General features: G+C 48.3%; 18 protein-coding genes. 3 read left to right on the top strand and 15 right to left on the bottom strand.

The window, feature by feature from the left end:
• The first annotated feature begins 27 nt into the window (after positions 1–27).
• Positions 28–1389: an L-serine ammonia-lyase gene (locus tag N8M53_RS07215; protein WP_269578287.1), complete on the top strand. Its 1362-nt coding sequence runs from the start codon at positions 28–30 to the stop codon at positions 1387–1389.
• 94 nt (positions 1390–1483) lie between these two features.
• On the opposite strand, the gene N8M53_RS07220 is transcribed toward N8M53_RS07215, so the two are convergent.
• Both N8M53_RS07220 and nfsA read right to left on the bottom strand, forming a co-directional pair.
• The gene (locus N8M53_RS07220) at positions 1484–2071 is read right to left on the bottom strand and encodes an acetate uptake transporter (RefSeq protein ID WP_046073118.1); all 588 of its coding nucleotides are present in this window, start codon (positions 2069–2071) and stop codon (positions 1484–1486) included.
• A gap of 254 nt (positions 2072–2325) precedes the next feature.
• Positions 2326–3048: an oxygen-insensitive NADPH nitroreductase gene (gene nfsA / locus N8M53_RS07225; RefSeq protein WP_046073117.1), complete on the bottom strand. Its 723-nt coding sequence runs from the start codon at positions 3046–3048 to the stop codon at positions 2326–2328.
• 247 nt (positions 3049–3295) lie between these two features.
• Between nfsA and N8M53_RS07230 the strand changes: the two genes are divergently transcribed.
• Entirely contained in the window at positions 3296–3562 is a 267-nt protein-coding gene (locus N8M53_RS07230; RefSeq protein ID WP_077458277.1) for a GrxA family glutaredoxin, read from the top strand.
• 130 nt (positions 3563–3692) lie between these two features.
• Here the strand turns inward: N8M53_RS07230 and N8M53_RS07235 are convergent, their stop codons facing one another.
• The 7 genes from N8M53_RS07235 to N8M53_RS07265 form a co-directional block, all read right to left on the bottom strand.
• Positions 3693–6908 carry a response regulator gene (locus tag N8M53_RS07235; protein WP_269578288.1) on the bottom strand — a complete coding sequence of 1072 codons (3216 nt, stop codon included), beginning with the start codon at positions 6906–6908 and terminating at the stop codon, positions 3693–3695.
• Positions 6905–9763, bottom strand: a complete 2859-nt coding sequence (locus N8M53_RS07240; protein WP_269578289.1) for a PAS domain-containing protein — start codon at positions 9761–9763, stop codon at positions 6905–6907. Before N8M53_RS07240 ends, N8M53_RS07235 begins: the two co-directional genes overlap by 4 nt.
• 24 nt (positions 9764–9787) lie before the next feature.
• The gene (locus N8M53_RS07245) at positions 9788–11437 is read right to left on the bottom strand and encodes a diguanylate cyclase (RefSeq protein ID WP_269578290.1); all 1650 of its coding nucleotides are present in this window, start codon (positions 11435–11437) and stop codon (positions 9788–9790) included.
• Complete coding sequence (locus N8M53_RS07250) at positions 11427–11819, bottom strand: response regulator (RefSeq protein ID WP_269578291.1); 393 nt, start codon at positions 11817–11819, stop codon at positions 11427–11429. The genes N8M53_RS07245 and N8M53_RS07250 overlap by 11 nt, the downstream gene beginning before the upstream one ends.
• Before the next feature lie 553 nt (positions 11820–12372).
• Positions 12373–12966, bottom strand: coding sequence for an alpha/beta hydrolase family protein (locus N8M53_RS07255; protein WP_269578292.1), 594 nt, complete (start codon positions 12964–12966; stop codon positions 12373–12375).
• Complete coding sequence (locus tag N8M53_RS07260; RefSeq protein ID WP_269578293.1) at positions 12935–13393, bottom strand: hypothetical protein; 459 nt, start codon at positions 13391–13393, stop codon at positions 12935–12937. The genes N8M53_RS07255 and N8M53_RS07260 overlap by 32 nt, the downstream gene beginning before the upstream one ends.
• A complete protein-coding gene (locus N8M53_RS07265; RefSeq protein ID WP_269578294.1) occupies positions 13390–14007 on the bottom strand; it encodes an AraC family transcriptional regulator in 618 nt (205 codons plus the stop codon). The genes N8M53_RS07260 and N8M53_RS07265 overlap by 4 nt, the downstream gene beginning before the upstream one ends.
• A gap of 298 nt (positions 14008–14305) precedes the next feature.
• On the opposite strand from N8M53_RS07265, the gene N8M53_RS07270 reads away from it, so the two are divergent.
• A complete protein-coding gene (locus N8M53_RS07270) occupies positions 14306–15118 on the top strand; it encodes a sulfite exporter TauE/SafE family protein (RefSeq protein ID WP_269578295.1) in 813 nt (270 codons plus the stop codon).
• A gap of 141 nt (positions 15119–15259) precedes the next feature.
• Here N8M53_RS07270 and N8M53_RS07275 read toward each other — a convergent pair whose 3' ends face one another.
• The 6 genes from N8M53_RS07275 to N8M53_RS07300 form a co-directional block, all read right to left on the bottom strand.
• Complete coding sequence (locus N8M53_RS07275) at positions 15260–15787, bottom strand: hypothetical protein (protein WP_077639086.1); 528 nt, start codon at positions 15785–15787, stop codon at positions 15260–15262.
• Positions 15788–16011: 224 nt separating this feature from the next.
• Positions 16012–16275 (bottom strand): Txe/YoeB family addiction module toxin, encoded by a 264-nt coding sequence (locus N8M53_RS07280; protein WP_069587257.1) that lies wholly within the window; start codon positions 16273–16275, stop codon positions 16012–16014.
• A complete protein-coding gene (locus tag N8M53_RS07285; RefSeq protein WP_269578296.1) occupies positions 16272–16514 on the bottom strand; it encodes a type II toxin-antitoxin system Phd/YefM family antitoxin in 243 nt (80 codons plus the stop codon). The genes N8M53_RS07280 and N8M53_RS07285 overlap by 4 nt, the downstream gene beginning before the upstream one ends.
• A gap of 87 nt (positions 16515–16601) precedes the next feature.
• Positions 16602–17417 carry an arylamine N-acetyltransferase family protein gene (locus N8M53_RS07290; RefSeq protein ID WP_269578297.1) on the bottom strand — a complete coding sequence of 272 codons (816 nt, stop codon included), beginning with the start codon at positions 17415–17417 and terminating at the stop codon, positions 16602–16604.
• Positions 17418–17477: 60 nt separating this feature from the next.
• The gene (locus tag N8M53_RS07295; RefSeq protein WP_077577718.1) at positions 17478–18119 is read right to left on the bottom strand and encodes a LysE family translocator; all 642 of its coding nucleotides are present in this window, start codon (positions 18117–18119) and stop codon (positions 17478–17480) included.
• Positions 18120–18245: 126 nt separating this feature from the next.
• Positions 18246–18845: an FMN-binding negative transcriptional regulator gene (locus N8M53_RS07300; RefSeq protein WP_269578298.1), complete on the bottom strand. Its 600-nt coding sequence runs from the start codon at positions 18843–18845 to the stop codon at positions 18246–18248.
• Positions 18846–18896 lie beyond the last annotated feature (51 nt).

The raw sequence follows: 18896 nt of genomic DNA on the forward strand, positions 1-18896 counted from the left end.
CCTTAGGGCATTGACTGAGGTAGACACATGATCAGTGTTTTTGACATTTTTAAGATTGGCGTTGGCCCGTCCAGTTCTCATACGGTTGGCCCAATGAAAGCGGGCAAGTGCTTTGTTGATGAGCTAACCGCCAGTCAGCGTTTAACCGACGTCGATCGCGTCACGGTTGACGTATACGGCTCATTATCACTCACCGGTAAAGGCCATCACACCGACATCGCTACCATTATGGGCTTAGCGGGCAACAGCCCTGAAACCGTTGATATCGATTCAATTCCCAGCTTTATTAAACGGGTAGAAGAAACAGAGCAATTGCCACTAGGTGAGCAGCAACATGCGGTGGCCTTTCCACGCGACGGAGGGATGAACTTTCATACCTCTAACCTCTCACTGCACGAGAACGGCATGCAAATCCATGCTTGGCAAGGCGATGAATGCGTGCTGAGTAAGACCTATTACTCGATTGGCGGTGGCTTTATTGTTGAAGAAGCCGAGTTTGGTCAGCCCGCCATGCAAAAAGTGCAAGTCCCTTACGACTTCAATAGCGCAGATGGCTTACTGGCACTTACCCAAGAAACCGGTTTTTCGATCAGCGGCTTGGTGATGGCCAACATGCGCAGTATGCACAGCCAAGACGAGATTGATACCTACTTCGCTGACATTTGGAAAACCATGCAGGCGTGTATGGACCGCGGGATGGAAAACGAAGGCGTATTACCTGGTCCGCTGCGCGTGCCGCGCCGTGCTGCCGCCTTACGTCACCAATTAAAAACCAGCGAAAAATACAACATTGACCCCATGGCCGTGGTCGATTGGGTGAACATGTTCGCCTTTGCCGTAAACGAAGAGAACGCCGCCGGAGGCCGCGTAGTCACCGCTCCCACCAATGGTGCGTGTGGCATTATTCCTGCGGTGCTTGCTTACTATGATAAGTTTATCGAGCCGGTTGATAAGCAAACCTACACCCGCTTTTTTGCCGCCTCCGGTGCAATTGGTGGTTTGTACAAGCAAAACGCCTCCATCTCTGGGGCAGAGGTGGGTTGCCAAGGTGAAGTCGGCGTTGCCTGCTCCATGGCCGCCGCTGGCCTGGCTGAGCTGATGGGTGGTAGCCCACACCAAGTTTGTATGGCAGCCGAAATCGCCATGGAACACAACTTAGGCCTCACTTGTGACCCGGTTGCCGGGCAAGTACAAGTGCCTTGCATTGAGCGCAACGGCATTGCCGCGGTGAAATCCATTAATGCCTCACGCATGGCCCTTCAACGTTCGTCAGAGCCGCGTGTATCACTGGATAAAGTGATTGAAACCATGATGGAAACCGGTAAAGACATGAACGCCAAATATCGCGAAACCTCACAAGGTGGATTGGCCGTTAAAGTGATGTGTTAATCCTTTACTGTTAGGCTTAATCGCGCATAAAAAAAGCTCGGCCACTCACATGGCCGAGCTTTTTTAGATCTGAACAATCTAATCTATCAGGCGTTTACGCGGTTTGTGGCGCTAACGTTGCTTTTTGCTCGCCAACAGGCAACACAGTACGGCCATATTCTTCGTTAAGCACCTGCGCCATCGCGAAGTAAATCGCACTCAAGCCACACACAATGCCCTCAAAGCCCGCAATGGTGCCAATCAATGCACTGCCGGTAAAATCGCGTGCCGCCAGCAAGAAGAAAAGTACGGTCAAGCTAGCAAAGACAAACTGCTTCGCTAGGCAGTAACGACGTGAACCGATGTACATAAAGCCGGTAAATACGCCCCACATCACCAAGTACCAACCCATAAAGCCGGCTGGGCTCGGTTGAGCAATCCCCATTTCTGGCATGACAATTAGCCCTACTAGCGTCAGCCAAAACAGGCCATAAGAGGTGAATGCCGTGGTACCAAAGGTATTGCCCTTTTTGAATTCCATGATGCCGACAATCACTTGCGCCAAGCCACCATAAAAAATACCCATCGCCAAAATCATACTATCAATGGGGAAAAAGCCCGCATTGTGAATGTTCAATAATACCGTGGTCATGCCGAAACCCATCAACCCCAAAGGGGCAGGATTAGCCAGTTTGTTTTCCATTAGAGCCCTACTTCGTATAAAAACAATTTAATGTTGAAAATGAGCGCGGATAGTGTCAGATAAAAGTGATTATCACGCGCAAAAACGCGGCAATCTTACGGTTTACAGGACAGATGTAAATAGGTTTTAGCGCTTAGCGGCAGGATTAGACAATAAATCGATCAAATCAGATAGCAAACTGGACAAACTGAGGCGATAAATAATAAAAAAGCAGCAAAACGCTGCTTTTTTACCCATCACTTTTAGGCGCTTTTTTAACGGGTGCTAAACCCTTTGCTGTGCAGAAAGTCTTTCATAAACGGACGCGCTTCTTTTTCTAACGTGGCGGAGATCTGCTCGCTCCAGCTCATGTCTTTATTGCCCCCCGTGCGGGTTTGATAATACTCGCGCACTTGGTTGTCATAGTCGCTTAGCGCCGCTTCATCAATGGCTTGATAGCTGTTTTCGTGCACCAAAAGCTGTGCAGGCAACTTAGGCTTGGTTTCTGGGTCTTGCGCCGGTACACCCAAGCACATACCAAACAAAGGCATCACATGATTGGGCATCGCCAGTAGTTCAGCCACCTTTTCCGGCTGATTGCGTAAGCCGCCGATATATACGCCGCCTAGGCCCATCGACTCTGCCGCCACCATCGCATTTTGCGCCATGATGGCACCATCAATCGCACCGATAAGCGTCTGCTCGGTAAAGCCCAATTTGGCATTAGGGTTAATTTGCTCATGGCGATGAAAGTCCGCACACCACACTAAAAACTCGGCACAGTCGGCCACATACGCTTGGTTGCCCGCGTATTCCGCCAGCAAGCGTCGTTTTTCTTTGTCCGTGACACGGATAATGCTGGTGCACTGTAAAAAGCTTGAGCTGGATACCGCGCGCGCCGCATCGATAATCTGGGTTAATTGCTCGGGAGAAATGGCATCTTGCGTAAATTTGCGAATAGAGCGGTGAGAAAGAAGTGTCTCAATCGTTGGATTCATTGTGCTTCCTTACTTGACGTTGAGCCGTAAAAGAGGGACGTAGAGGTTTTACACCTTTATACACATGGAAGCAATCACCTTACTCTGGCACTTTATTCCCCACCAATTCCGCAACTACGGCACCACAGGCATTGGCACCTCTTGGCGCTTATCATCGATTTTTCCTATTGGTGCAAAAGGGAAATTCATCTTTTCTAACGTTCGCCTATCAGGCATAGTAAGACCATTAACGCTAAAGGAGATGACTATGTTCGTCGTAATTTTTGGCCGCCCTGGCTGCCCATTCTGTGTTCGCGCAAAAGATTTGGCTGAAGAATTGAAAACAAGCCGTGAAGATTTCAACTACCGCTATGTGGATATCCACGCAGAAGGTATTAGCAAAGCCGACCTAGAAAAAACCGTCGGCAAGCCGGTTGAAACCGTGCCACAAATCTTTGTTGACCAAGCGCACGTTGGCGGCTTTACTGAATTTGAAGCCTACGCCAAAGAAAACCTCGGCCTGTATCAAGAATAAGGCGCCGATAATCTTGCTAAAAAGCCAGCCTCACGCTGGCTTTTTTGTTTGTAGCCGCATTTTCATGCATCAATGGACACAATCATGCTGGTGCACACCGGGTGTTTCAGTCACGTTGACAAATTCTCTGTTAGCGCACAGGTTCATCGCTTGAGCACAAGCGCTGACCCCTAATGCGCTTACCGATAACATCGACTAATTTTTCCGTTGTCAGTCGTCTTTTCAGTAACACATCATGCACGATACCGTAACGAGCAGCGCTTACCTCTTCCCCTGTTAGCACAATGATCGACGCTGTCGGCTGTGTCTCTTTAATCTGCGGGATTAAATTCCAACCAACACCGTCGGGTAAGCCAATATCCAGCAAGATCGCATCATACGTGTGTTGCGCTATCAACGATTGAGCTTGGTCCAGTGTGAGCGCATGATCGATGGTCATATAATCACTGATCATCGCCTGAACGATTCGATGTAAATCCATATCATCTTCAACATGCAAAATTTTTGCATGTGTCGCATTCAGCAACTGTTGTTGTACCAAGCTGATAAGTTGTTTGTGCTCGATGGGTTTGGCTAACCACTCAATATTTTCAACGTCACCATTGAGCGCTAAACGCCCCTGCTCCATTTTTGCAGACACCACGACGATAGGAATATCAGCCGTTTCAGCATGCTGTCTTATACGGCGAATAATATCGAGCCCATCAATATCGGGCAGCATTAAATCGAGACTGATTAAATCATAATGCTTCGCTTCTAACGCGCTTAACGCTGTCATGCCATCGTGACTGATCTCAACCCGATATCCCGAATCTTCCAGCATCATTCTTAACAGGCTGGCGACGTCGGGATCATCTTCTACGATCAGGATATTATACAAAGCATCCATATCTGAATCTGGCTTATCACCAACACTCGAATCAGTCAGCCTACCCTGAACAGTCGGTTTCATTTTCGCCGTTTCATACACAGGCAGCTGAAAGTAAAAACGTGACCCTTTGCCTTCTGTTGATTCAACGTGGATCGTTCCATTCATATTCTCAATGAGTTCACGAGTAATCGCTAACCCCAGCCCCGTACCGCCTTTTTGACGAGTATCTGTGCTGTCAGCTTGTGCAAACTTCTCAAACAGCTTGGGTCGGAAGTCTTCAGCAATCCCACAACCTTGGTCAATGACACTGACGATAACTTGCTTTTCATTCACTGCGGAATCGATGATGACCGTGGCTCCATCAGGCGAGAACTTGATCGCATTAGATAGCAGATTAGCCATGACTTGCTTCAGCCTTTGTTTATCTACCCGAACCTCGACATCCGCCGTTTCACTGTTCAAGATAATGTCGACTTGTCGCTCTGCACCGTATGCTTTATTTTCTTCTAAACATTGCTCTAGGATGGGATCAATAGGTTGAACGTGCATATCAAAATACAACTGGCCGGCCGCTATTTTTTCGATATCGAGTAAATCGTTGATCAACAAGGTTAACCGCTCGCTATTACGATGTGCAGTGTCGAGTATTTTTTGGGCTTTATCAGGGATCTCACCCAGGCGTCCACTTCGCACCAAACTCAATGCCCCGGACACCGAGGTGAGTGGCGTACGTAATTCATGACTAATCGTAGAAATGAACTCATTCTTCATTTGCTCATGGCGTTTACGTTCGGTGATATCTTGGGCAATGCCGAGGAAACCGGCAATCGTTTGACGATCGTCGTATATCGCCGTCACTGTCAATGTAACGGGGATATGATGGCCTTGTTTATGGATATAACACCATTCACGCGTTTCTGCACCTTCTAACATCGGAATCGCCACGAAGGTATCGAACCCAGTTATCGGACGATTCAACTGGTCCGTTAACGTCTGAGCTCTTTCTTCCACCTCTTCAGGTACATGAAACAGTGCAGGGCTAACTTTATCGACGATCTCTGAGGACTGATAACCAAGTAGTCTTTCAGCGCCGGTGTTGAATAAGGTAATCCCCCCTTTGGTGTCGGTGGCGATAATCGCAACCTCAGTCGAGGCGGCCAATATATTACTCAATAGATCGGAAGTTCTCGCCAGTTCTTGGGTGCGATTTTGCACTTCCTCCGTAAGATTCGCCTCAGCTTTCTCCAATTCACGGAAGTTATAGCTAAGCGCATGACTCATATCTTGCAGTGATGTCGACAAGACAGCGTATTCTGCTACTCGGCTTTGAGGCAGCACAACACTCGCTTGATAGCGTATTTTTTCCGGTAGATGACGGCTTGCTTTATCCAGTCTGTTTAGAGGTTGAATTAGGATTCGGCTCAGTACAAAAGCGGCGAGTATACTCAAAAAAGCAATACCCGACAGCACCGTAAAGCTCTGATTGCGCTTACTTTCAATATTTTTTATCAGTGGTGCTGCGGGCCGCTCTACAAGCAATGTAGACACGTTGGGCCGGTCTGCTATTGGTAATTGATATTGATAAAAACCCGCTTTCCAACGGTTAACCAAATTATCTCCGGATTTCGGCAACCAAATAGACAGGTTGTCGACACTGTCCACTGCTCTAATCTCCCCCGGTAACATAGAGCGTAAACGACCCACCTGCACTGTCGGTGTGCCCTTGCTATTCAATATTGCCACCCCAGACGCACCTTGAGGTAGTGACGAAAGTAGTGCTCTCTTTTGACTATCAAGCGAAAGGTCGGGTTGCTGGTTAAGAAGCCCCACCACACTTTGGGCAACAAACGCTAGTTCCTCCGCAACCTCTTGCTGGTTTTTTATTATATTATTTTGATTGTTAATAATGATGGGCGTCATCCCCGCGATAAGGGTCAGACATAACAGGGCATCAAAAAGCAGCTCCTGAAGCCGTATTTTTGCTGGTAACCAATTTATGGCGCCACTCTGAAAACGCCAAACCAGCAGTTTTACTATTAATCCTGCAATGAGTGCGTTGAACACACCGTTCAAGGCTTGTTTCAGAGTAATCATGATGGTAGAGCTGGCATCCATACCAATGACAATGGTGTAGAGCGGTGTAAGTACGACCGGGCTAGCCACCAACCAGAACGCGAGATCCGCGAGTACTAAGTTCTTTATACCGCGGCGGAACAGTAAACTAACCGCAAATGCTTCCAATACCAGTGTCGCCATCGCGTAAGGGTGGCCCCAGAGTATCCAGGTGTAGGAGCCGCCAGCTAGCGCCACGAACACAGCTGGCCATAACCCGAGCAACCTGATGGCCAGCATGACAACCACAGAACCAAAGATAAAATGCACACCAAAGAATAGCGGCAAACTGATCATGTTACCGACGAAGGCAACAACAGCCAGGGACAGCGTGGCCATTACCTGCTTGGTAATTACGTTCATTGTTCAACCTGCAACTGAATAAAAAACAATGCCCCGCCGCCCTCAGCATCGCGGTAACCCACATCGCCATCCATCTGTTGGCAAATTTCCCGCGTAATAGCCAGCCCTAGCCCTGTACCAGGTAATTTTCGATTATCACTGCTGTCAGCCTGACTAAAACGCTGGAACAGTCGGTTTTGAAACTCCTTGTCCACGCCGGGCCCATAATCTCGGATACTAATTTCAACGTCTTTACGGCTTTTTGTGACAGATACGTCCACCTGCCCTTCCTCAGGGGAGAATTTGATCGCATTGGACAGTAAATTGGTTAATGCTTGAATCAATCTTGCTCCGTCAACATTGACCATCACCGTCGGCCAGTTATTCGGGGTGTGTATTTGTATCGGGTTTTGATGCTGGTAGGATTTAACAGACTCTATCGCGTCATTTAGTAGCGGGCCAAGCTCTTGTTTTTTTAATTGAATTAGCATTTTTCCTGCGACAAGCTTTTCCATATCTAACAAATCGTTTATCAGTAAGCTTAAACGTGTTGCATTCCGTTCAGCCGTACTCAGCAACTGATTCGCCTTTGGCGGTAAATCTCCAGTTGCACCGCCATTCAATAGCCCTAACGCGCCTTTGATCGACGTTAATGGAGTGCGCAGTTCATGACTGACAGTGGCAATAAATTCATCTTTCATTTTGTCGAGTTTTTTGCGTTCAGTAATGTCTTCGACAAGAGACCAAATCACCTTTCTTCCATCCAACTCCGTGCTCAGCATGCCTTGCAGACGTACCGGATATCGACTGCCATCTTTTCGGATGTACTCTTTTTCAAACGGCCCATAGCGACCTGTGTTCTGCATACTTGCCAGCGCTTTTTTCTCTTCTGGCTCATATTCTTTGGGCGTGACATCCCAATAACTGAGGGAAACGAACTCTTCGCGCGTATAACCTGTGGGCGCTATGAGGGCATCATTTAAGTCAAGAAATTGTCCAGTTTCAAAATCGTTTAACGCGATACCGATCGGGGAGAAGTCAAAAAGACCACGCAACCTTGCCTCGCTCTGTTCTAGAGCCAAGCGTGCTTGGTGATGTTCGTGAACATCCTGCAAATAACCATGCCACAAAACACTGCCGTCAATCATTTTTTCTGGCCGCGCCTCACCCGAAATCCAACGGTACCCCTTTCCTGGACAATCACTCTGGTAGGTCGCTTGCCAATATTCTAACGTGTCTGCCGAATGCTCAATGGATTGCTGGATAGCTTCGATATCACCAGGATGGATACGTTCAAACGCTGGCGTGGCGTCTTCAGCGGCCTGCTCTGGTGTAATGCCGTACAAAGATTCTATTTGAGGGGAGCTATAGGGAAAAACCATCCGCCCATCGGGAAAGCGACGGAATTGGTACAGCGTTCCCGGTAGCAATGCCGCTAATTTGGTTAGCCGTTGCTGGCTCAAATTTTGGGTCAGTACATCAGATAACCAGTTGCCCAATAGACGCAGAAATAGCTTTTCACCATCATTGTAACCTTCCGAACGCGCACGAGAAGACGACACGTTCAATGTGCCCCAAGGACGACCATAGACATAGATAACCACACCTGCATAACTACCTAACGGTGCCGCTTCATAGCAAGGATGTCGGCGGAACTCCGGACGGCAGGTGTCGGCGATAAACTGTTCCGTCACCGAGGTACGGGAATTATCTGACATGAGCAGCTGGCACCACGTATCTTTTAACGCAAACTGCTGTCCTGCATCAATGACCGAGTCTGGAGGTCCGACTATCCAGTTAACTATATACACATCGTCTTTGATTTCACTGACAATCGCCAGTTCAGCCCGCAAATACTGCTTGGCTTCTTCCAAAGCATGATTAATTCTATCATCCAAGCTACTATGGCTTGAAAAGGCAATGTCGGTGAGTACGGTTAACGCCTGATGATGCCGCTCTAGCTGCGTCAAGGCATTGCGCTCTCGAGTAATATCGATAATAAACCCTTCAAGCACCCGTGGATGCCTAGGGTCTGTGTCAATACATTTACCCCGTTCCTCCACCCAACGATAACCCAGTGTACGATGCCGAACACGGTACTCAATATGCCATTCTTCATTATTGGCCATCGCGTTAGTAACAGCGTCATCAACCAATGAAACATCATCAGGATGAATGAGATCTGCATAACAAACACGTTTATTGTTTATCAGATCGTCGGCGGCATAACCACTGATGGTGTCGACTTGATTACTGATATAGAGCATGGTCCAGCTTTTATCTGGCAAACAACGAAACGTGATGCCTGGTATGTTATTAATCAGCGATGCCATTTCATCGTGGCTAGCCTGCAGTTGTTGCTGCAACGCTGTTGACTCACGCCGCTGATAGGTATCGCTCCAAATCAGATCCTCCACCATGCCAGCAAGGTTCTTTAGTTGCGCCACGTTTTCTTCACTAAACTGCCTTGGTTGGTTATCAATTAGGCATAGCGTGCCCAGTCGATAACCCTCGCTGCTGTGAATCGGCATACCCGCATAAAACCGAATATCTGGCGCCCCACAGACAAGTGGATTGTCACAAAAACGCATATCGTCTAGCACGTTTTCAATAATCAATGGTTCACTACCCATAATGGCGTGCCCACAAAAAGAGATATCCCTTGAGGTTTCAGTGGCATCTAACCCCTGACGAGACTTAAAGTATTGTCGCTCCCGATCGACCAGTGACACCAGCGCGATAGGGATAGAAAACAAGTCAAGGCATAAGCGAGTAATGCGATCAAAGCGAGGGTCGGCACCGCTGTTAAGCAACTCGGTTTCGTCTAACGCCTTTTGACGCTGCACTTCGTTGTCTGGAACAGGTGGCGTTCGCATACAAAAGCTCCCGTGTATTCGCGGTTAAGAAGTGATGACTGCTTGTACCACACAATTTCGACCATCATGTTTGGCGCGGTATAAGGCTTGATCAGCAAGCGCTAATAGGGATTCACCTGTTTCTGCTGGAAAACGCTGATTATCGGCAATACCGGCGGAAAGCGTGCACGAAAAAGGTGTATCATTTGCTTTAAACTTAACCGCTGCAAAGTCTTCGCGTAACTGGTTCACCAGTTTCTCAGCTTGGTGCATATCGCAATCGGGTAATACGAGTGCAAATTCTTCTCCGCCGTAACGGCCAAGCTTATCCGTATTTCTAAAGTGCTGGCGTATTAGCGTGCCAATTGCCGCAATCACTTGATCGCCAATAGCATGACCGTAGGTGTCGTTGACGCTTTTAAAATGATCGATATCTAACATGACTACGCTAAACACTTGCAACCGACGCTGTGCCAATTGCCATTGCTTTTGCAACGCGTCTTTGATGCTCGCGTGCTTCAACAGACCTGTGAGGCTATCCTGGTGCTGGGTACGATTGAAAGCCCGAAGGCGCTGGACCCTCCGCTGACAAAGGCTCACCAAAAGCTCTTTATCCACCGGCACCTCAAGAACGGCATCGCCGTCGATAAGCAATGATTGACGACGCAAATCTGCATTAGGGTCGCGAGAGAGGAAAATAATCGGCAGATGTGCCCAGTGTTCTGTCTGCGCCAGCAAAGTGGCCAATTCTGCACCCGTAACCTCAGATAACCAGACGCCAATGATAATGACTTCAGGGTTGAACTCGCTGATACATTCAAAAATGTGTTCGGGATTAGGTACTACCTCGATGCTCATGTTTGCGTTTTCTAAAACAGATTGGCATTGCGAGACTAAAGAAGCGTCTTGATCAATAATCATAACTCGCCCAGGTTCTGCATCATTGTGCGCGAGCATATACGCAAACTTCGACGCGAGTGTAGCCATGTCCAACGGTTTGGTGTAATAGCCAGAGCCTCCTGCACGCAATGCTTGCAACCTGGCTTTATAACTTTCTTCCGCGCCAATAAAGAAGATTGGGCATTTGAAGTCCCGCAGCTTGATCTTCCACAAATCCGCTAAATTGGTATCAGGCGTGTCATTCTGAATGGCATGATGGTCCACCAGCATTAAGTCCAGTGCGTGGCTGGTTAATTGGTTTAGTTCGTTCGCATCTTTGACCCAATGCACCTGAAAACCAAAACGAGCAAACTGGGATTGGGCATATTTCGCTAAAATGCTATCGCGCTCGACCAAGCCGATAACAGGCGCCCCTTCCATGACCGGTTGCTGAATTGTTGTGGTGCTCTGATTTGCTGAGAGGCTATCTTTGTTATGCGCTGACTCCAGCGCTTTGATCCAATCATTAGGTAAACTGGCTTGCTGTTCAGCTTGAGATAAGCGGTTAGCAACCTGCCTCTCGAAATGACGAGCGGCTTCACCGAGACTAGGAAAACCAAATGTTCCTGCCGCGCCTGCAATGGTGTGCAATCCAGCATGCAACGCTTCTAAGGTTTCATGATCATCATTGCCTGATAACAACTTATCATTGATAGCATGAAGCCGTTTAAACTCTGAGGTCAGCCGTTTAGTATACGCTTCCTTTAGCTTCTCAAGGCGCTTTTCGGTGTCATTATTCTTTTTGTTATCGTCCATCGAATTCGTCCCAAAATGCCTTAATTTCGTCAGCCAATGTCATAGGGTCGAAAGGCTTAGAGATAACCTGACTCACGCCTAACGCTTTATAGCGAGCTACTTCTTCCGGATGAACTTTCGCGGTCATAAAAAGAACCAGTACCGAGTCATCAACGAACCCTCGTTCCCGCAGCGCAGTGAGTGTTTCGGGACCATCCATATTCGGCATCATGACGTCGAGCAGTATGATTTGCGGCTTAAAGCCTTCCACTTCCTGCAAGGCTCGCTCACCTGACTCACAAGTTTTGAGAGTGAGCCCTCCCACATCCTCTAATGCGAGAGTAGCAATTTCGCGTATATCAGGGTCATCCTCGACATATAAAACTTTATCTAAAACAGACATATACATTCCTTGCTCATTCACTCAACGGTGTAAAATCACCCGCTCGCTATTGTCAGCTAGCTCAGCTTTCTCTTTAAATTTTAGTCAGTTGTATTGTTAGCGTAGTGCATATTGCTAACGTGTGATGAGAGAGATTGATAATTATCGCGCTCCAAACATAATGCACAGCCCAGAGAACAACGCAATCAGTAACAACAGCCAATACAGTCCGGTGACCAGTTTTGGCGTCAACATCGAATTAAAAAAGAAGATAGATTTCACACTTTGTTCCTTAAAAAATGAGAAAAAGGGATTCGAATCAGCCACTATTCATAATGGCTCCAGAGCCTGAGCACTTTCACCACTTGTTCATCCTCGAGGACTTGATAGACCAAGTGATGCTGAATAGTAATACGGCGTGAATAGGCACCGCTGATCACTGGCAAGCTTTCAAATGATGGAAGTTTACGGTAGCGGTGTCTTTAATCAGTGCTAACAGTTCTTGCGCTTTTGGTTTGAGGTCACTGGAGGCCAATTTTGTCTCATTTGCCCATCATTACCATAAGCTGATGTTTTAATGCTTGCCAACAAACTGGGTGATCGCCTCAATAATCAATCTGTGCACCTCTTCTCGGGATTGCTGCCCTGATGTTTGGCAAAGATGGCCTTCCCCTTCCAATGCTAATATCTGCGCACCTTTTGCCGTACACCGACTAAACGCACTGAAAATAGTGGTATGAGGCGTTTTCATTAGCGTCATATTCGGAATCGCGGCAAGAGATTCAGCCACCTCCAATTCCGGCAGCGCAGCCTGACGGCCGCGAATATCCATCACTTTCACAGGCACCTTGATGTCATCAAGGCTCTGTGTATCCAATGTTTTGGTTAATTCAGGATTAATCGCCACAATGGCTTTGACACGATCATCTTGGTTGGTGCGGCTAAGCATTGGCTCAGACACCTTGCTCAAATCCACCTTGTTTTTCTGGAGCCACTGACAATCAATATTCACCCCTTCCTGTGCGCAAGATTGCTTGTAAAGCGCCGGCTCAAATCTCGCCCCCGCCAGTGACAGCATGGACGTGCCGCCTAAGAAAAACCCAACCCCATACACATGGTCAGTATCGATAGCCTGCTTAAACGGCGCGGTATCTATGAGATGCGTCAAACTGATTGATAGATCGCTCGGCCGCAACCACAATTCGCTTGGTGCCGACGTAACATTCGCGGCAGAAAACCCAACTTGCTGCGGCACCACCACCATAAATCCCGCTTTGGCCAAACCGGACGCCACCCACCCCGCGTGGAAGGGCGCTGCGCATGCCGCCATGTGCCAATAGCACAACAGGGTGTTTGCCCGACGCAACCGGCGCATTCCGGTTGGTTTTCGTCCCTACAAATACTTTGTTTTTGCCGAACTCAAAATGGGTTGAATCCAATGTGGTGGGATACCAAATATCCACCTCGATCGTCGACTCACGCTCGGGGTTAAACACCGTCTGTGAAGCCAAACCACTGGTTGCAAACTCCTTGGCACTCACATTGAAGGACAATGCCAACCCAACCATTGCCGTCAACCATCGTTTTATGTTCATCGCACGTCCTTACGCTGTGAGCCAGAAAAATAATAGGCCGGGGGATGCCCCATCGCCTTTTTAAACATGGCGATAAAATTACTTGGGGTCGCGTAGCCTAAAGCAAAGGCCACATCGCCCACCCGTTCACCTTGCGCCAATAGTGCTAATGCGTGATTCAACTGCGCTTGGTTTCGCCATTGCACAAAAGTCAGGCCGGTTTCGGCCGGCATTAAACGCCGCAGTGTTCGGGCTGACAATGCGCCCACTTTGGCCCACTGCTCCGCGGTATTTTTACTATCGGGCTGACGTAAAATCGCCTCGGCAACACGCACTAATCGCTGATCAGTCGGCATCGGTAGATAAAGCGCTTCCGCCTCTGCGGTGCGGATTTCATCGATTATCACATCGGTAATGCGTCGGTTCTCCGCAGTGAGCTGCGCTTGATCCCATCCAGCACTTCGCGCCACCATCGACTCCAGCATTTGATTCAACCCGACCACTTGGGGTCGATTCGGCAACGACTGGCATAAGTCAGGTAAAAGTAACACCGAATAGCCGCTCACCGCATTACAAAAAAGCACGCTATGTTTCGCGTTGGGAGGGATCCAGCCAGCGCGAGACGGTGGTAACACCCATGTGCCCTCAGCCGTTTTTATCTGCACCAGTCCCGATTGCACACATAAAAGCTGCCCTCTATGGTGCGTGTGCCAGTGATACCGCTTTATGTCTCTTTTACCATTATCAGCCTCACGTGACCACGAACAGGTGATCAGCGCCGCGCCTGACGATCTTTCACTTGTCTCCCAAACACCCATGCTGCCCTCCCCACTTGGCCAGATTTCATTATTATTAGGCCATGGCGCATTAACATGCCAATACAATAACACCCTACAGTGAAGCCCAGTGGTTAGCAAAAGAAAGGAACTGTCGATGATCGACGTAACATTCGCCATTTATTACGCGTTATTAGGGATGGGTGTTGGCTTTATTGCCGGTTTAGTGGGAGTGGGAGGAGGTGGGCTAACGGTGCCAGCCTTTACCTTGCTGTTTGCCGCGCAAGGAATTGGCGACCAACATGTCGTCCATATGGCGCTCGGGAGCTCAATGGCCGCGATGGTGTTCACCACCTTCAGTAGTATGCGTGCCCACTATACCAAAGGCCACGTCAATACATCGCTTGCCTTTAACATGGCACTCGGTGTGATAGCCGGCACCTTTATCGCCACCACCCTAGCCGCGGCCGTCAACGGTGTGGCACTCGCTCTCTTTTTTAGTCTGTTTATGCTTTATGTGGCTTACAAAATGTTCCAACCCAAACGCCCACAAGCCAACTTAACGCCTCACAAACCGGCAGGCAATGTCGCGGTTGGCACACTGATTGGCACCATTTCTGCCCTCGTCTCAGTCAGCGGCGCCGGCATGATTGTTCCCTATTTAATCGGCCAAAACTTAGCAGTAAAAAACGCAGTTGGCACCTCGGCAGCGATTGGGTTTCCACTCGCCATCACAGGCACCTTGGGGTATTTGCTCAACGGCTGGGAAAACACCACACCGGAGCAACTCACATTTGGCTATATCTATCTGCCCGCGGTGGTGCTGTTCTCGCTCGCCAGTTACTTCTCAGCACCACTGGGTGTGGCCTGTGCCGCACGTTTGCCCGCCGACAAACTGAAAAAGACACTGGGCGTGCTATCCCTCTTGCTCAGCATCAAAATGCTCATGCATGTTTTGCAGGGCGGCTAGTTTAAGGTATAGACAACCTCACCAACAGGACTACTGGCAGAGGTGTAACCCCAATAGCGACTATCCAACAAACGTTAGTTATTAGTATCACACCTCTGGAGAGATGCCGGAGGTGTTTTGAAAAACGAATACTTTTAATCGCTACGAGCGAGCGTGGACGGTACTACTACAAACGCCACAAACAGGAAGCTCGTTGATTGTTTGCTTGGTAAAGCTTTCACAAATACAACATTTATTAAACGCTTTATTAAAGCCATATTTTAGTTTTGGGTGACTTGCTTTAAATTCCTCAAAGGTCGAAAACGTTACACTAGGTGCCGCATTCAGTGGCGCGAGCTGAGTTTTTATTTCAAAGACCTCACCATGCCCCAGATTTCGAACTAAAAACCCTGCTCCCAATGTTATCAATATCCACAGCGCAGGTGCTCGATATACAAATGCTAATAACGCCGCCATAGCTGCCCCAGACAAAATGAGGTATTTGGCTTTTTGTCGCTCGTTTATGACTGCTTTTGCTTGATCAAATTTTTCATCATCAGCATGTAAAAGCACCCCGCACTCACACGCAATAGCACTACCATTTTTCAATGTCGATAAGTGGTCATGAGTCAAGTGGATCGCATCACCACAACTCGCGCACGAAAGATAAAACTCACTTCTGCTATCCATTTAAAAATTCCAACAAGATTTTTGACTAAACAGCGAAAGCTTAGAATAGTACGCATCACGAGGATGAATGTACACAAAACCATACACAGAAAGTTAGCTAGTAGCTATATTGTTACCTTATCGACTTGGATGTACGAATAGCTAACCCACAAAAAAGCCAGCTGTGTGCTGGCTTTTTTCTTCTAGCCTCGGGAGCAGGGCATTAGCAATCGCAGACAGTGCCACTATTCATAATGGCTCCAGAGCCTGAGCACTTTCACCACTTGTTCATCCTCGAGGACTTGATAGACCAAACGATGTTGAATATTAATACGGCGTGAATAGGCACCAGTGAGATCACCGACAAGCTTTTCAAACGGAGGAGGTTTACGGTAGGGGTCGTCTTCAATCAGTGCTAACAGTTCTTGCGCTTTTGGTTTTAGGCCACTGGAAGCCAGCTTTTTTGCGTCTTTCTGGGCTTGTTTGGTGTAAACCAACTTCCATGTCACCAGTCCAACTCCTCATCGCATTCATCCGTCGGCGTGGCGATGCCTTCGCGAATTGACTCACGCATCCCTGGTACAGAAAGCAAATAGAGTGTTTCCTGAATTGCTGACCAGTCTTCTTCAGAAACCAGCACCGCTTTGTTACGTTTGCCCGCAATAACAATGGGCTGATGCGATTCGGCGGTTTCATCAATGAGCCGATACAATTTACTACGCGCTTCAGTGGCAGTGATCCCCGTCATAGCGCCTCTCCGGTGATTAACTTTTAAACAATTGTACGACATCTCGTACGTACGTCAAGACGAACGTACTCGTTAATACCCGCTCACTCAAGCCGCCGCGTTGGCCGCTACCTGTGCAAACGCAGTTTCCAACACTGCTTTCGGCGGTTGCAATAAAAACACCTCATGAACCAGCTGAGTTAATGCCTCGACACTATCGATGCTTTGATCGGTAACGAGCTGCCCCGCCGTATCCCACACCAAAAACTGCTGATTACGAATCAAATAGCGGTGTGAAGCGGTGATCAACGACACCACAAGGTTATTGACGAAAATGGCTTCGGGGTGTTGATGAGAATAGAAATGCGCCACTTCAAAATCGGCTTCTACTACGTCATAAAGCTCAACCTCGTACAACGTTAATGGTGGTTGATCGGGCTCGTGTAATACCACGGTCACCACATCACTATTGCGCGTGATTTGATAGGTATCGTGTCCGATGGTGCAGGTGCGCTGGTTAATATTGACTAACCCGCGCGGGGTTTTATTGCCAAAACCAACGTCCACTAGATAAGTCTCGCCATCGAGCTCAAGCACATTCATACGGTGAGTGCGGGGATTGGTGGGTTTACCATTAAGCATCACCCGCGCCAGCACACTGCGCACTTCAAACCCCAAATGTTTCAGGGCAAGATAGGCAATTTTATTGTGCTCAAAGCAATAGCCGCCTTGTTGGTTCACTACCAACCGCTCAAGCAAGGCATCCGTCTGTAAAGAAAGCGGCTGTCCCGCCATGGCATTGAGGCTAGAAAACGCATACTGTGACAGGTGTTTTTCAACAAGCTCAGTGACCAGTGCCACGCCCTTAGCCTCACTCAACGCGAGACGATGTAAATACTCTTCAATCATGGGTGCTGATGTCATCGTCGACTCCTTATGTGAATGGCACCAGATTAATCCCTCAAGTTGGGTTGAGGTAAAGCCTCACGCAGGATTGCGGCTAAAGGCGGAGCGCAGCAACCCTAACCCCGCCAGTGCGAAGATCCCAGACACTACCCGCTCGACCCAATGCGCCACTTTTTGGTAGACGTTCATCACGCCGTTGATTGAAAACAACAGGGAGTACATCCCATTCACCAAAAAGCCGACCAGCATACAAGTCAGCACCGCAGCGACAAGAAACAGCCCATCGCTGCTTGACCCCATTCCAACCGACAAAGCCGCCATCCATGCCACCACAGTTTTAGGATTAGAGGAATTTAAAACCACGCCACGAACAAACCATTTTCGGTATCCCACTTCTTGGTTATCGTTTGTGGATACCGTCGCGGCGGCGTTAAAGGATGATTTAAAAGAAAGGTAAGCCAGCCATAGAAGATACACGCCACCCACGATTTTTAGCAGCATGAGTAAATACACCGACCCTTGCAGCACCACACCCAAGCCACTGGCGGCGACAATGCCCCAAAACAGCAGCCCAATGGATAACCCTGCGCCGTAAACAAGGCTGACTTTTCGTCCCTTACTCATGGCGATAGTTGCATTGGAGATATTCGCCGGCCCCGGGGAGACCGCGACAACAAAAAATGCGAACCCTATTGAAACCAGTGATAAAACGTCAGTCATCCTTGCTCCTTATTACCGATGTTGTGTTTACAGTAGTTTTTCTTGTTTTAGACTTTAGAGAAGCTGCCGTACTCATCTTCCTGAGTCTTCGACGGCTAGCTGCTAATACACCACGAGTGGCAGGTGCTACTTATTACCGATCCCAAGATTGCGTTTTTCCATATACGCCGACAAGGCGATATCATTTGGATGCGTGCTGTCACTGAGTGCGGCAAACACGCCCGTTTGATCGTCCGCTTTACGATGTTGACCTAGCTTTTCCTTTGCATGAATGTCGTCAACAACAATTTTAAAGCCCACGACTGACTGGCGTAGTTTCGCTTGATAATCGCTTGGCATCGTTTCCGGTGCATCAAGCAGACTAGGTTCATACTTCGCCACAAGCTGCTTCATTGCCCATTCGTTTTCTTTGTCACTCAAAAGCTTTAAGACACCGTAACAATGCACAGCCGCATAATTCCATGTGGGCACGGCGGGCTTTGCCTTATACCACGATGGTGATATATATGAATGCGGCCCATTAAAGATAACCACAACACGCTGATTCTCTGCTACTTTCCAATGTGCATTCGCTTTTCCAAAATGCCCATAAAGACAGCCTAATGTCCCCTCTTCTGCTTGATAGATTAAGGGCAAGTGTGTTGCATTCAAATCATTAGAAACGAGAACGCCAAAGCCATAATCGGAAATGAACGCCTTAATTGCGCCCTCGCCAGTCATTTCCATATTCTTGGGTATGTGCATATGCTCCTTCTTGTTAACTCGTTCCCACGCTCC

This window comes from Salinivibrio kushneri, assembly GCF_027286325.1.
Lineage (GTDB): Bacteria > Pseudomonadota > Gammaproteobacteria > Enterobacterales > Vibrionaceae > Salinivibrio > Salinivibrio kushneri_A.